Below are 13,445 nucleotides of genomic sequence, written 5' to 3' on the forward strand. Positions count from 1 at the left end.
CCGACCCGATCCGCTAGGGCGGGCCCACGCCCGCGCCAAAACGCCGCTTCCGGGAGGCAAATGCGGCCAGCAGTGCGCGGAGCTCCTCACCGGTGAAGTCGGGCCACAGGGTGTCCACGAAGAAGAGCTCCGCGTAGGCCGCCCGCCAGAGCATGAAGTTGGAGATGCGCTGCTCCCCGGAAGTGCGCACCAGCATGTCGATGTCCGGCAGATCGGCATGCGGCAGATGGCGGGTGAACAGGGCCTCGTCGATGAGCCCGGGGTCCAGCGCGCCGTCCGCCGAGGCGCGGGCCAGACAGGTGGCGACGTGGGCGATCTCCTCCCGGCCGCCGTGGTTGAAGCAGAAGGCCAGCGTCATCGTGCGGTTGTCGCACGTATCGGCCTCGGCGCGGCGCAGCGCGGCCAGCGTGGCCCGGGGGAGCCGGGCCTCCGAGCCCAGCCAGCGCAGCCGCACCCCCCGCTCGCCGTAGCCCCGGAAGACGTCCGCGAGCTGGGCGGTGAGCCGCATCAGGGCGGCCACCTCACCGCGCGGACGGTTCCAGTTCTCGGTGGAGAAGAAGAACAGCGACAGATGTTCGATGCCCTCTTCCAGGGCCGTGTCCACCACCCGCGGCAGCGCCAGCACCCCCGCCTGATGGCCCCGGGTGCGGGAGAGGCCGCGCAGGGCGGCCCAGCGGCCGTTGCCGTCCATGATGATGGCCAGATGCCGTGGCCGCCCGGGTGACTCGTCCTGGGGGCCGCGGCGTTGTCGTACGACGCCGGGCGCACCGGCGATCGACGCCCGCAGCAGCCGCTTGACGGAGGGCACTCTCCAGGCTCCGACCTCGAACACCCACGCGTCCCTCCGCCTAGCTTCCCGGCGCCGTGTCTGACGACGCGACGGGGGCGGGGGTTACCTCCCCGGTGACCGAACCATTCGTTTGGTCGTCACGGCCGTCACGGCTTGCGGGCCACGCCCCCGTGGACATCGGTGGTCTCGACGTCGGTCTCGGAGGGGCCCGGCCGCCACAGCGGACACGACACGATACCGGGCTCGATCAGCTCCAGACCCTCGTAGAAGCGGCTGATCTGCGCCACGCTGCGCAGCACGTACGGAACGGCGCCGGTGTCGTCGTAGCCCTGCTGTGCCTCCTTGAGCGCCTGGTCGGTGTCGGTGCTGTCGTAGTGCACGAAGTAGCTGCCGGACGGTAAGGCGTCCTGCAGCCGCCGCACGACCGATACCGCCTCGTCGTAGTTCTGGATGTGGCCGAGGATGCCCATCAGCATCAGGGCGATGGGCCGGTCGAAGTCGAGTGTCTTCGCCGCGGCCTCCAGGATCCGCTCGGGCTCGTGCAGATCGGCGTCGATGTAGTCGGTCACCCCCTCCCGGGTGCTGGTGAGCAGCGCCTGGGCGTGCCGGAGCACCAGGGGGTCGTTGTCCACGTAGACGATGCGGGCCTCGGGGGCCACCCGCTGGGCGACCTGGTGGGTGTTGTCGTAGGTGGGCAGCCCGGTGCCGATGTCCAGGAACTGCCGGATCCCGCAGTCGCCCGCCACATGGGTGACGGTGCGGATGAGGTACGCGCGCGAGGCCCGGGCCATGGTCTCGATGTTCGGGGCGACCTCCCGGTACTCGTCACCGGCGATCCGGTCGACCTCGTAGTTGTCCTTGCCGCCCATCCAGTAGTTCCAGATCCGGGCCGAATGCGGCACCGTGGTGTCGATCTTGTTCAGGGCCTGCTGGTCCGGGGTGGACGAGCGGTCGGTCATAGAGCCATCTCCTGCCGTGCGTGTGCGGTTCGCGGGGCACCAACGTAAGCCCGGTGCCGGGGAGTTCAGCGACGCTGGGCGTGGAACGGCACGGGGGAGCGGATGCGCGGGAGGGGCCGGGCGAACGAGGACACCGGCTCGGGCGCCGCCTCGCCGCGGCCCAGATCCGGATCCGGGCCGCCGCCGGAGGCCGGCTGCTCCTCGATGGTGAGCACCGGGGCGTGCTCGGCGAGAGTGGAGAAGGCGTGGTCATAGCCGGTCACCGCGGCGCCGATCTCCGCGAGGGCCGCCGCCGAGGCGCCGCGCGCGGCCAGCCGGTCCTCCAGCACCGGCACCGGGGCCGTCACATGGACGAAGGCGCCGTGGCGCTCGGCCACCGCGTCGGCGAAGTCGAACGCCTGAATCCACGTCACCCGGGAGTGGCCACGGCGCAGCGGCCCGTAGACGAGCTCGCCTACCAGCCCGGCGTCGACCGCGAGCGCCCCGCCGTGCAGAAGGAGTTCGCGGTACGGCCGGACCGGGTCGACATGCGGGAGGTCGGGGGAGGCGCGGGTGACGGTATAGCCGTGCCGGCGGGCGAGCCCGGCCAGCAGCGCGTCCCTGCCGACTCCGTCGCAGCCCTCGACGATCAGTGTGCGGTGCTGTGCCACCGCATGGTCGAGGTTCATTTCCGGCATCCTGTCGGTCCCATAGCTCTCAGCTCTGCGAGGGGGACGACGCCGCCGCCCGCCACGGCGTCTTCAGTGTGCGTGGCGGGACGGCGGGGGCGGGAGTGCGGTGCGGGGTTGTGCGGTTGTGCGGGCGTAGTGGTTTTCGAGAGGTCGCCCGTGCGTGGCCCCTCTACGCGATGAGGAAGTCCGCTTCGCCGGACTTCGCCGCCTCCAGGAAGGACGCCACCTCCGAGCGGGTGTAGATCAGCGCGGGCCCGGCCGGGTCGGTGGACTGGCGCAGCGCGACCCGCCCGTCCGGCAGCCGCTTGGCCTCGATGCAGGTGCCGCCGTTGGACCCGCTCCAGGGCTTCTCCCAGCCCTCCGTGCCCAGGTCCGTGGCCGGCATTCCGCTGTAGACGGGGTCGTGCATCTCAGTGCTCCTTACGCAGTTCGGCCAGGATGGTGCTGGAGTCGCCGATCCGCTCGGCCTGGACCGCCATCCGGTCCAGGACCTCGAGATAGGCGACGACTTCGGCCGGCTTGTCCACATAGACCGCCCCGGTGAGGCTCTCGGTGTAGACGACGTCCGGCAGTTCGGAGAATCCGAAGCGGAAGTAGTGGAAGGGGCCGAAGGCCCCCGGGTGCGGCCCCGCCGCGAACCGCATGATCTGCAGCCTGACCTTGGGAATGTCCAAGGTGTCGATCAAGTGGTCGATCTGGTCGCGCATCACCTGTGAGCCGCCCACGGGGCGGCGCAGCACCGTTTCGTCGAGGATGGCCCAGATGGTCGGCGCGTCCGGCTTGGTGAGCAGGTCCTGGCGCTGGACGCGCAGGGCGATCCGGCGCTCCAGCTCCTCCTCGGTGTCCCGGGGGAAGCCCATGCGCAGTACCGCTCGGGCGTAGTCCTCAGTCTGGAGCAGCCCGGGGACGTAGTGGGGCTCGTACGCGCGAATGACGGTGGCCTCACTCTCCAGGCTGACGTAAGCACTGAACCAGTCCGGAAGCACATCGCGGAACTGATGCCACCAGCCGGGCTGGTTGGCCTCCCGTGCCAGGGCGAGGAAGTCCTCCATCTCCGGGCCGCGGACGCCGTAGTTCCGCAGCAGCTCCTTGAGATACGGAATCTTGAGACCGACTTCCGCCTTTTCCATCCTGCGCACGGTCAACGGGGTGACCTCGATGGCTTTCGCGGCCTCCTCGAACGACACCTTCGCCCGCTCGCGCAGATGCCGCAGACGCTTGCCGAGGACTCTGCGCAAGACGGTGGGGGCGGCGCCGGCCGGCCGTGCCTCGCTCACGTCCCGCCTCCCGGAGGAATGGCTGTCATATGCCTGCACAGTGTGCCACGCGATGGATGACACTGACAGAGCGAGTCGATCGGTTTGAAATTATCAGAACGAAGGTTGCGGGGTGATGGCTTCGCCACGCATAGTGAGCACGTGACCCATCTCACCCTCTATGGCGAGGGCTCCCAACCACCCATGTCCACAACGTCGTTGAGGTGCTTGGCCAACCGGTCGGCGCCGCGCGATGGGGAACCCGCAGACCGCCGTGGCTCGAAACAGGGACGGTCACGGTGACGCATCACGCACAGCCGGTAAGCGGGCGCCAAGGCGCCGTGGTCAACGTCGGGTTGGCCGCGGCTCTGAAGGAATCCGGGTGCTCCTACGCCTCATTGGCCCTGCGGGTCAATGAACTGGGCCGTAGGCAGGGGCGCGAGTCGAATTACGACAAGGCGTCCGTCACCCGCTGGCTGCAAGGCGGACAGCCGCGTGGCACCACGCCGGAGCTGATCGCCGCCGTGCTCTCCCACCGGCTCGGCAGGCCCGTGGCCCCCGCCGAGCTGGGGTTCATCTCCGACCGACAGCGCCCGGTCGTGGCCCGCGCGCTGGCCTACCGGGAGGACGTAGCAGAAACCTTGCACACGCTCGCCGAACTCGGCTCCACCGACATATCCCGCCGCAGCCTGCTGGGTGCGGTGCCCTTCGTCGCCGGCGCACTGGTGACCCCGCAGCGCGAATGGCTGCTGTGGCTGGTCGAGAACCAGGACACCGCCCGGCTCGCACCCGCGGCCGAAGGCGGCCGCGTCGAACAGGTCCATGCGGCGATCAACATGTTCGATGAGATGGACAATCGCTTCGGCGGCGGCCAGGTCCGCGCCAGCATCGTGCTCTATCTGTCGACCGAGGTCGTCCCCATGCTCCAGCAGCGCGGCGCGCCCCCTCAGGAGCGGCGCCAGCTCTTCACCGCCGCCGCCAAGCTGGCCGCGATGGCCGGCTGGAGCAGCTATGACAACGCCGAATACGGCCTGGCCCAGCGGTATATGACCCAGGCGCTGCGGCTGTGCGCCGAGGGCGGCGACCGGGTCCTGGGCGGTCAGATCCTGGCCGGCCTGTCCCATCTGGCGACCAACCTGGGCCAGCCCGAGGCGGGGGTCGAGTTGGCCCGGGTCGGTGTCGCCACGGCCAAGCACGCCGGAAGCCCGCTCGGGCTGATGCGGTTGCACGCCATGGCCGCCCGGGGCTACGCCGCCCTGGACCAGCCCCGGGAGGCGTCCAAGTCGCTGCGCGCGGCCGACGCCCAACTGGAGGCCAGCCAGGGCCCCGAGCAGGAATCGCCCTGGGTGCGCTTCCTCGACCACCACTATCTGGCGGCCGAGGCGGCCCTGTGCTTCCGCGACCTGGGCAACGCCACCGAGGCCGAGCACGCCGCCGCCGAATCCGTGCGCGCCAACGCCGACCGGCGCCGGCGCCAGGCCATCAGCAGATCCGTGCTGGCGACGTCCTACCTCCAGCAGAACCGGCTGGACGAGGCCGTCGGCACCGCGGGCGAGGCGCTGGACACGCTCAGCGGGGTGCACAGCGAGCGCTCGATCCAGGCGCTGCGCGACTTCCGCACCCGGCTGCGGCCGCACCGCGGGGAGTCCATGGTCCGGGAGTTCGAGCAGCGCTCCCGGACGGTGCTCGGCGTGGCCGCCTGAGGCTCCGGGCCCCGGGGCTTCGCCCCGCCCGGTGCCTCGGCGAAGTCTCCGGCCGCTCCGTGTGAGCGGCCGGTGACGTGTCCGGAGCGCCTCCGCTCGGGGGAGCGCCGGGGGGTCAATACCCTCCCGGCGTGGGGGCGTTCTGGGCTCGGTCGACGGGCAGATGCGCACCGGAGACCCCGCTCGCGGCGTCCGAGAGCAGGAACGCCACGACCTGGGCGACCTCCCGCGGGGTGACCAGTTCACCGCGTGGCAGCTCGGCCGTGAACCGGGCGTATGCCTCGGGCTCTTCGGTGCGCATCCGGTCCCACCGCTTCCCGGGGATCAGCATGGACCCCGGGGAGACGGCGTTCACCCGGATCCCGTCCGGGCCCAGCTCACGGGCGAGCGAGGCCGCGAGATGGATCTGGGCGGCCTTGGCCGCCCCGTACTGCGCCTGGGGCCCCGGCTTCCAGCCGGAGATGGAGGCGATCACCACCACGGAGCCGCCGCCCGCGCGGCGCAGATGCGGCACCGCGGCCTTCACCAGCCGTGCCGTATGACCCACGTTCATCTCCCAGGTCAGCGACCAGTCCTGGGGGCCGGCGTCCTCGATGCCGCGGCCGCGGGCGCCACCGGCGCAGGCCACCACGCCGTCAAGACCGCTGAAACGTATCCCCGCCGCCTCGACGAATTCCTCCAGCAACCCCGGCTCGGTGACGTCCAGCGCACGGGTGAACAACTCCCCGTTGCCCTCGGCGCTCAGGGACGCCGTGAGGGACCGCAGATCCTCCGGTGTCCGTGCACACGTGGCCAATCGCGCCCCGCCGGCGGCCAGTAGCCGTACGATCTGTTCACCCAGCCCCCGGGAGCCCCCGGTCACCAGGACCCGTTTGGCGTCCACACCGGACCGTTGCCCCGGGCCGAGCCGCCCCTCGCGGCCGTCGCTCACGCTTGCCACGTCCGGACCGTACAGCCCGAACCACTACGCCCGTACAACCGGACAACCCCCATGCCCTCTCGCCCACCGGCCGGTCCAACCGTTTGTCTACATGAACGGCGACCGACGGCGCTTTGCGCTGCCTTCGAAGGAGGAACCATGCCGGTAACCGGCACTCACCGCGACCGGGCCGTCTCCGTCCGTGGCAGCTGGTCCAGGCGGGTCGGGTGGGGTGTGCGCACCACCTGTCACCAGCTCAGATGCCAGGCGGTCGGTCGCCAGACTGCGCTTACCCGCTCACCGGAGCATCAATCACCCCATGAGCCCGTATGCCACCACAGCCCACAGACCGATGAGGAGCGTGAGGACCGACACCGTGAGCCGATCCTTTCCAGGACTGTCACACAGGCCGGCGTCGGCCGATGAGGAGAGCGAGACGATGGGCGCGAGCCATGGCATCGCGGTTTCCGCGGACCGCCCGCGAACCGATCCGGTTGCCGGGTCGCGAACTGATCCGCTTACCGGGCCTCGAACCGATCCGGTTACCTCGCCGGGAGCCGATCCGGTTACCGGGCCGGCCGCCGCGGCGATCCCCGTCCCCTGCGCTGGAGGGGAGCGGACGGTGATCCCGCTGGTCACCCGCCGGCTCTTCCGGGCGGAGTTCCCCGCCCTTCCCGACCGCGCCGCCGCCGTACGCCGGATGGTCGCCGGGCATCTGCGCGACTGGCGGCTCGGCGCGATCGTGGACCATGTCGTCCTCGCCACCAACGAACTGTTCGCCAACGCCGTGGAGCACGGCAGCTCCGGCCCCGCCGACACCGTCACCATCACCGTCTCGCTGGAACGCTTCGGCCGTGAGCTGCGCGTGGAGGTGGCCGACGGCTCGCCCGTGATCCCGGTCGCCCGCAAACCGGAGCCGACGGAGGAGTCCGGACGAGGGCTGGCCATCGTCGAGGACCTGGCCCTCGACTGGGGCACCGAGCCGCCCGACCCCGGAGCCCGGGGGAAGAAGGTGTGGTTCACCCTGCCGCTGGTGGCCACCTCATGAACGCGGGGGCGCGTGGTGACCGCCGGATGCGGGTCACCGTGGAGGCCGACGCGGCCGAATGGCTGCTCGCCGCGAGCGATGACCCCGGGCGGGTGCGGCTGCAATGGGCCAGCGGCACCGGCCTCGCCGATCTGCCGGTGGGCCCCGTCTTCGACCTGGTGCGGATGTGCGACGACATCGGCACCGCGGTGATCCAGGCGCTGCGGCGGCGCGACGCGGCGGGGCCGGTGATGCTCGCCACCGCCAGCCATGTGCTGTCCTTCCTCGTGCCGCCCGGATCGGCGGCCGAGTGGAAGGGCTGGCTGGCCGGGACGGCGTACGCCCGCCGCCGCGCGGTGGCCGCGGCGGGGCCCGGCCGGGTGCTGCGCTGCCCCAGGCCCGGCTGTGTCCGGCAGGGCCATGTCTGGCTGATCCGGCCCGGCGGCCCGCTCACCGACAGCCGTACCCTGCGCGCCGCCCTGGAGGAGGCCATCGACCGGCCCGGCCTCCCGGATGTGCTGTTCCGCTGACCCTTGTCGGCAGGCCCCGGCTCCTGTCGCATCAGCATCGGACGCCGCGGCGGGGCGCGCGAGGTCCGATGCCGGAGCCGCTCCCAGCGGTGGCCGGGAGCGCCCTGCCAGGCGTCGCGGGCCCGTGAAGATCCGCCCGGGCCGGGCGTCAGCAGATCGGCGGAAGTCTGCCGCGGTTCGAAAGGCGCCCTGGAGGGGCGCGGGGCTGTACCGATGTGCGGCTCCGCCGCGGGGCGCGACCAGCCACGACGGTGCCGCGGACGATCGACGGCAGCTCAGCGCACTTCCAGCGGAGCGCTCAGGCGCCGGGCGCCGGGGCGAAGGCGGCGCGGTGCGCCTCGGCGAAGGCGCGGAAGGAACGGGGAGCACGCCCCGTGACCCGCTGGACGGTGTCGGTCGTCCGGTCCTCCGCGCCGTGCCGGATGTCCTCGTCGAGCCCGGCGAGCACCGCGGCGAACTCCGGCGGGATCCCTATCGCCTTCAGTCTCTCCCGCAACTCCCCGGTCTCCACCGCGACATGGCGGGCCGGCCGCCCGGAGACCTCTGTCACGATGCGCGCCGCCTCCGCGTAGCCGAGCGCCTCGGGACCGGTGATGATGTGGTCCGTGTTGTGCGGGCGGTCGTCCAGCAGGGCCCGGGTGGCAACTGCGGCGATATCTGTCGCGTCGACGAAGGCCACCTTGCCGTCCCCGGTGGCGGTGACGATCTCGCCGTCGCCGCGGATGGCGTGGGCCACCGCATGGTCGCCGGTGAAGTTCTGCATGAACCATGAGGGCCGCAGCACCGCCCACTCCGGAACGGTCTCCTTCACCAGCGTGTGCACCGCGCCGAGGCCCGTGGGCGCTTCGGGGACCGCGGAGGAGCTCAGCAGCACCACCCGTCGTACGCCCTGGGCGACAGCGGTGTTCAGGAACGGCTCGACCACGGGCCGCGGCTCGGCCACCCCGAGGGGCGAGACGAGATAGATCCGCTCCACGCCGTCCAGCGCCGCCGCATGGCCGGCCGGGTCGTGCCAGTCGAACCGGACGGCCTCGCCCGCCTCGGCCGCTGCCGCGGACTCGGGCCGCCGGGTGGCGGCCAGCGCCCGCGCGCCCTGTGCGCGCGCCATCCGCAGCACCTTGGAACCGGTGTTCCCGGTGGCGCCGAGGACCAGAACGGTCGGTTCAGCCATTGGTCCGGTCCTCCTCGGCGCCGAAGCCGACCTCGCTGAGCATCAGCGGGTTCCAGTAGTCGCGGTACGAGGCGATCTCGCCGTCCCGGACGGTGATGACGGCGATGTACGAGGGGCGGAGCGGGCGGCCGGACGAGACGGCCACGGCGTCCATCGAGAACTCCACGATCAGCACCTCGGGGTCCTCGGTGCGGTGGATGACCTGATGCGCGACGGCGCGCAGATCGATGTGGTCGGCGTAGTCCCGCACGTATTCGCGCACGGCCTCACGCCCTTCCAGCAGACGCGGCCGGCCGGCCGGGGCGAAGGGGAACTCAATGGTGCCGTCGACGGCCCACAGGTTCGCGAATCCCATCATGTCGTGGTCGAGCAGCAGTTCCTTCGCCCGCTCGAACACCTTGATGCGGTCGTCCATGACGTACTTCCTTCTCACAGGGGAATGTCACAACCAATGGACGGAACGGTACCGTCCCGTCCGCACATCATAGAACGAGACGGTACCGTCCTGTCCATCTGTTAACCTTGAAGCCATGTCGGACACCAACCGGCGCCCCCCGAGCGGCGCCGCCACCCTGCGCGCGGACAAGACCGCCGCCATCGCCGAGGCCGTTCTGGACGAGCTCGCGGAGCACGGATACGGCCGGCTGTCGATGGAGGCCGTGGCCAAGCGGGCCGGAGTGGGCAAGAGCGCCCTGTACCGGCGGTGGCCTTCCAGACAGCGGATGGTCATCGCGGTCGTGTCGGAGCTGAGCGTCGCCCTGGTCGAGGAGCCCGACACCGGATCCCTGCGCGGCGATGTGCTGGCCGCGCTTCATGCGGTCGCCGACTGGCTCACCCATCCGCGGTTCTCGCGGATCCTGCCGGACCTGATCGCCGAGGCGCAGCGGGACGAGGAGCTGTCCCAGGCCCTGGCCCGCTGCGTCGGCGAGCCGCGGCGCGCCCGCGCCATCGGCATGCTGGACCGGGCGACCGAGCGCGGTGAGTTGCCGGACGACCTCGACCGCGAGCTGGCGCTCGATCTGCTCGGCGGGCTGGTCTACTGGCGCGTCTCGGCCCGTGGGGCGGCCCTGGAGCCCGGCTACTTCGAGCGCGCCGCCGATATGGCGCTGCGGGCCCTGGGCGCCCGGCCGCGCGGGGAGTGACGGCCGGGGCGGGGCCGTAGGGCGTCCCAGTGGGGGCCTCCGCCGCGAAGTCGCTCGTTGTCCGGGCGTCTCCTCCGGCGGGGCTCCTCCTCCGGATGGGCCGGAGAACGGGCATGGAGGTGCGCGGCCCCGCATCATCGCTTAGTGACGAGCGGTGGTGAGCCGCCGCGCGTCCTCGACCCTAGGAGCCCCCATGTCAACCGGCCTCTCCGTCCATATCGGACTCAATCAGGTCGACCCCGCCGCGTACGAGGGCTGGAGCGGTGAGCTGGGCGCCTGCGAGCAGGACGCCGTGGACATGGCGGGGATCGCCGACGCCGCGGGGTTCGATGTGACCGACCCGCTGCTGAGCCCGGCGGCCACCGCGGAGACGGTCACCGCCACCCTGGAGGCCGCGGCCGGGCGGCTGGCCGAGGGGGACATCCTCTTCCTCACCTACTCGGGCCACGGCGGTCAGGTGCCCGATCTCAACCACGACGAGACCGGGGACCGCCTCGACGAGACCTGGGTGCTCCACGACCGGCAGCTGGTCGACGACGAGCTCTTCGAGCTGTTCGGGAAGTTCGCCAAGGGGGTGCGGATCTGGCTGCTCTCCGACAGCTGCCACAGCGGCACCGTGGCCCGGCGGCTGCCCGAGCTGCTCAGCGCCCAGGAGCTCGACCGGCGCTTCAGCACCGCCGACCCGGCGGAGGTCGGCCGCAGGATCCGGGTCATGCCCCAGTCGGTGCAGTCCGCCGTCTACCGGCGCGACCGTGACGCCTACGACCGCATCCAGAACACCCGCACCGCCAAGGACCTCGCCAAAATCGACGCCAGCGTGCTGCAGATCTCCGGCTGCCAGGACAACCAGACCTCCGCCGACGGGATCGTCAACGGCCTGTTCACCGCCACCCTGCTGGAGGTCTGGCGGGGCGGTGCCTTCGCGGGCAGCTACCGCGGACTGCACCGGGAGATCGTCAAGCGGATGCCGCCCGACCAGACGCCCCACCTCTTCCAGGTGGGTGCGGCGAACTCCGCATTCGCCCGGCAGCGGCCCTTCACCATCTGAACCGGGATCTGTAGCGTGCCCGCGTCATACCCGTGTGCGGCGGCCCGCCGAGCGAGGTATGACAGTAGGAGGGCACGGCGAGCCGGTGAGGTGCCGGTATGACCACGCATGACCGTGTTGACCAGGAGGACGAGGCGGGTATCGGCAGCATGGCGACCGCCCCGGGAGGAGTGCTCGATCTGCTGCGGGTCGCTGCCGTGGCGCTGGATGTCGAGGGGCGGATCGCCCTGTGGAGCCCGGAGGCTGAACAACTGTTCGGTTACCGCGCGGCCGAGGCGCTGGGGCGCCGCGCGGACAAGCTGCTGGTCCACCCGAAGGACCGGCGGGCGGCCGTGGAGCTCTTCGCGCGCGTACGGGCGGGCGACACCTGGGCCGGCGTCTTCCCGGTCCGCCGGCCGGACGGCTCCACCCTGAAGGTGGAGTTCCGCACCATGGGCCTGCGCGACGCCCATGGCGAGGGCTACGCGCTCGGGCTGGCCGCCGACGAGGGGACCGTACGCCGGCTGGAGACCGATCTGGCGGTATCCGGCTTCCTGGTCAAACAGTCGCCCGTGGGGCTCGCGGTCTTCGACACCGAGCTGCGCTGGCTGCGCGCCAACCCGGCCCTGCAGCAGATGAACTCCATCACCGAGCCCCAGGTGCGCGGCCACCGCCTCGGGGAGGTGCTGCCCGGGCTCGACGTCGAGACCATCGAGGCCGCGATGCGGCATGTGCTGGAGTCCGGTGAACCGCTGCTGGACCAGCAGAGCATCGGCCGGACCCCGGCCGACCCCGACCATGACCACGCCTGGTCGGAGTCGTACTACCGGCTGGAGGACCCCAGCGGCCGGATCCTGGGCGTCGCCGTCTCCATCATGGACATCTCCCGGCGCCACCGGGAGACCAGCGAGATCGCCGAGGCGCGCGAGCGGCTGGCCGTGATCGCCGACGCGAGCGTCCGCGTCGGCACCACGCTGGATCTGCGGCAGACCGCCCAGGAACTCGCCGATGTGACCGTGCCCCGGCTCGCCGACCTCGCGGCCGTCGACGTCCTGGACTCCGTGGTGCACCGCGAGGCCACCCCCCGGGTGTGGGCCGACGGCTCCGCCCGCTTCCGGGCGCTCGCCGTCGCCGCCGGCTACCCCACCGACGCCGTCCACGCGGCGGACCCGGTCGGCGAGATCGCCCGCTACGAACCCACCCGGCTGATCACCCAGTGTGTCCGCGAGGCCCGGCCGATCCTGGTGCCGCACGTGACCGAGCAGGACGTACGGCGGATCGCCCGGGACGACGACGCCGCCCGGGTGCTGCTGCGCGAGGGCGTGCACTCGTACATCGCCGCCCCGCTGATCGCCCGCGGCAGTGTGCTCGGCACCCTCAGCCTGCACCGCACCATCAACCCCAGGCCGTTCGACGAGGAGGACCTCACCCTCGCCTGCGAACTGGCCATCCGCGCCGCCCTGTGCATCGACAACGCCCGGCTCTACGCCCGCGAACGCGACGCCGCGCTCACCCTCCAGCGCAGCCTGCTCTCCCAGCAGCCGCGCGACCTGGACGGCTTGGAGATCGCCTCCCGGTATCTGCCCGCGGTCAGCGCCGCCGGGGGCGACTGGTTCGATGTGCTGCCCCTCCCGGACGGCCGGGTCGGACTGGTGGTCGGCGACGTCATGGGCAAGGGCATCCACGCCGCGGCCATCATGGGCCAGCTGCGCACCGCCACCCGGGCCTTCTCCCGCCTCGACCTGCCCCCGGCCCAGGTGCTGTGCCATCTCGACGAGATCACGCCCAGCCTGGGGGAGTCCATCGCCACCTGCCTCTACGCGGTCTGCGATCCGCGCACCGGGCGGTGCGAGATGTCCACCGCCGGCCATCTGCCACCGGTGCTGGTGCAGCCCGGCGGCGAGGCCGAGCTGATCGACATCCCCACCGGCGCGCCGCTGGGCGTCGGCGGCGTCCCCTTCGCCTCGGTGGAGCGGGAGCTGGCCGAGGGGGCGCTGCTGGCCCTGTTCACCGACGGCCTGGTGGAAAAGCGCCATCAGTCCCTCGACGTCGGACTGCACACCCTGGTCCAGCTGCTGCGCCGCCACCAGGGCCCGCTGGAGCGGATCTGCGACCAGGTGCTGGCCGCGTTGCACGGGGCGCCGGACGACGATGTGGCCCTGCTGCTGGCCCGGCTGCGCCGCCCTCGCCTGCCGGAGACGTCCGTGGTTACCGTGGAAGGTAGCTGAAGAAGGGCCGACACATCACCCA

The 13,445-nt window shown here is 71.8% G+C and carries 14 protein-coding genes; 6 read left to right on the top strand and 8 right to left on the bottom strand.

From position 1 onward, the window contains the following. Nucleotides 1–13 precede the first annotated feature (13 nt). The 5 genes from uppS to J5X86_RS23125 all read right to left on the bottom strand — a co-directional run bounded on the left by uppS (nucleotide 14) and on the right by J5X86_RS23125 (nucleotide 3,697). Nucleotides 14–832, bottom strand: a complete 819-nt coding sequence (gene uppS / locus J5X86_RS23105; protein ID WP_208518650.1) for a polyprenyl diphosphate synthase — start codon at nucleotides 830–832, stop codon at nucleotides 14–16. A gap of 104 nt (nucleotides 833–936) precedes the next feature. Then, nucleotides 937–1,749 carry an SAM-dependent methyltransferase gene (locus tag J5X86_RS23110; RefSeq protein WP_208518651.1) on the bottom strand — a complete coding sequence of 271 codons (813 nt, stop codon included), beginning with the start codon at nucleotides 1,747–1,749 and terminating at the stop codon, nucleotides 937–939. A gap of 65 nt (nucleotides 1,750–1,814) precedes the next feature. Further along, complete coding sequence (locus J5X86_RS23115; protein ID WP_208518652.1) at nucleotides 1,815–2,417, bottom strand: hypothetical protein; 603 nt, start codon at nucleotides 2,415–2,417, stop codon at nucleotides 1,815–1,817. A 172-nt stretch (nucleotides 2,418–2,589) separates the two neighbouring features. Continuing rightward, entirely contained in the window at nucleotides 2,590–2,829 is a 240-nt protein-coding gene (locus J5X86_RS23120) for a DUF397 domain-containing protein (RefSeq protein ID WP_014056733.1), read from the bottom strand. A 1-nt stretch (nucleotide 2,830) separates the two neighbouring features. Next, a complete protein-coding gene (locus J5X86_RS23125) occupies nucleotides 2,831–3,697 on the bottom strand; it encodes a helix-turn-helix transcriptional regulator (protein WP_208518653.1) in 867 nt (288 codons plus the stop codon). A 278-nt stretch (nucleotides 3,698–3,975) separates the two neighbouring features. Between J5X86_RS23125 and J5X86_RS23130 the strand changes: the two genes are divergently transcribed. After that, nucleotides 3,976–5,379: a hypothetical protein gene (locus J5X86_RS23130; protein WP_208518654.1), complete on the top strand. Its 1,404-nt coding sequence runs from the start codon at nucleotides 3,976–3,978 to the stop codon at nucleotides 5,377–5,379. Between the two features lie 115 nt (nucleotides 5,380–5,494). Here J5X86_RS23130 and J5X86_RS23135 read toward each other — a convergent pair whose 3' ends face one another. Further along, nucleotides 5,495–6,310 carry an SDR family oxidoreductase gene (locus J5X86_RS23135; protein ID WP_208518774.1) on the bottom strand — a complete coding sequence of 272 codons (816 nt, stop codon included), beginning with the start codon at nucleotides 6,308–6,310 and terminating at the stop codon, nucleotides 5,495–5,497. Nucleotides 6,311–6,920: 610 nt separating this feature from the next. Between J5X86_RS23135 and J5X86_RS23140 the strand changes: the two genes are divergently transcribed. Both J5X86_RS23140 and J5X86_RS23145 read left to right on the top strand, forming a co-directional pair. Beyond that, entirely contained in the window at nucleotides 6,921–7,346 is a 426-nt protein-coding gene (locus J5X86_RS23140) for an ATP-binding protein (protein WP_308124693.1), read from the top strand. 26 nt (nucleotides 7,347–7,372) lie between these two features. Then, the gene (locus J5X86_RS23145) at nucleotides 7,373–7,855 is read left to right on the top strand and encodes a hypothetical protein (RefSeq protein WP_243981128.1); all 483 of its coding nucleotides are present in this window, start codon (nucleotides 7,373–7,375) and stop codon (nucleotides 7,853–7,855) included. 298 nt (nucleotides 7,856–8,153) lie between these two features. Here the strand turns inward: J5X86_RS23145 and J5X86_RS23150 are convergent, their stop codons facing one another. Both J5X86_RS23150 and J5X86_RS23155 read right to left on the bottom strand, forming a co-directional pair. After that, nucleotides 8,154–9,026, bottom strand: coding sequence for an NAD(P)H-binding protein (locus tag J5X86_RS23150; RefSeq protein ID WP_208518657.1), 873 nt, complete (start codon nucleotides 9,024–9,026; stop codon nucleotides 8,154–8,156). Beyond that, entirely contained in the window at nucleotides 9,019–9,441 is a 423-nt protein-coding gene (locus J5X86_RS23155) for a nuclear transport factor 2 family protein (protein ID WP_208518658.1), read from the bottom strand. The genes J5X86_RS23150 and J5X86_RS23155 overlap by 8 nt, the downstream gene beginning before the upstream one ends. A gap of 115 nt (nucleotides 9,442–9,556) precedes the next feature. Here J5X86_RS23155 and J5X86_RS23160 point away from each other — a divergent pair, with 115 nt between their 5' ends. The 3 genes from J5X86_RS23160 (at nucleotide 9,557) to J5X86_RS23170 (ending at nucleotide 13,423) form a co-directional block, all read left to right on the top strand. Then, nucleotides 9,557–10,168: a TetR/AcrR family transcriptional regulator gene (locus tag J5X86_RS23160; RefSeq protein ID WP_208518659.1), complete on the top strand. Its 612-nt coding sequence runs from the start codon at nucleotides 9,557–9,559 to the stop codon at nucleotides 10,166–10,168. Between the two features lie 193 nt (nucleotides 10,169–10,361). After that, nucleotides 10,362–11,216 (top strand): caspase family protein, encoded by an 855-nt coding sequence (locus J5X86_RS23165; protein ID WP_208518660.1) that lies wholly within the window; start codon nucleotides 10,362–10,364, stop codon nucleotides 11,214–11,216. 98 nt (nucleotides 11,217–11,314) lie between these two features. Beyond that, nucleotides 11,315–13,423: a SpoIIE family protein phosphatase gene (locus tag J5X86_RS23170; RefSeq protein WP_208518661.1), complete on the top strand. Its 2,109-nt coding sequence runs from the start codon at nucleotides 11,315–11,317 to the stop codon at nucleotides 13,421–13,423. Nucleotides 13,424–13,445 lie beyond the last annotated feature (22 nt).

The organism is Streptomyces sp. NEAU-YJ-81, from assembly GCF_017592595.1.
GTDB lineage: Bacteria > Actinomycetota > Actinomycetes > Streptomycetales > Streptomycetaceae > Streptomyces > Streptomyces hygroscopicus_B.

Bases quoted from the DNA above. Each gene is read 5' to 3' on its own strand.
- J5X86_RS23110 (WP_208518651.1), bottom strand. From the start codon at position 1,749: ATGACCGACCGCTCGTCCACCCCGGACCAGCAGGCCCTGAACAAGATC.
- J5X86_RS23115 (WP_208518652.1), bottom strand. From the start codon at position 2,417: ATGAACCTCGACCATGCGGTGGCACAGCACCGCACACTGATCGTCGAG.
- J5X86_RS23120 (WP_014056733.1), bottom strand. From the start codon at position 2,829: ATGCACGACCCCGTCTACAGCGGAATGCCGGCCACGGACCTGGGCACG.
- J5X86_RS23145 (WP_243981128.1), top strand. From the start codon at position 7,373: ATGCGGGTCACCGTGGAGGCCGACGCGGCCGAATGGCTGCTCGCCGCG.
- J5X86_RS23150 (WP_208518657.1), bottom strand. From the start codon at position 9,026: ATGGCTGAACCGACCGTTCTGGTCCTCGGCGCCACCGGGAACACCGGT.
- J5X86_RS23155 (WP_208518658.1), bottom strand. From the start codon at position 9,441: ATGGACGACCGCATCAAGGTGTTCGAGCGGGCGAAGGAACTGCTGCTC.
- J5X86_RS23160 (WP_208518659.1), top strand. From the start codon at position 9,557: ATGTCGGACACCAACCGGCGCCCCCCGAGCGGCGCCGCCACCCTGCGC.
- J5X86_RS23165 (WP_208518660.1), top strand. From the start codon at position 10,362: ATGTCAACCGGCCTCTCCGTCCATATCGGACTCAATCAGGTCGACCCC.
- J5X86_RS23170 (WP_208518661.1), top strand. From the start codon at position 11,315: ATGACCACGCATGACCGTGTTGACCAGGAGGACGAGGCGGGTATCGGC.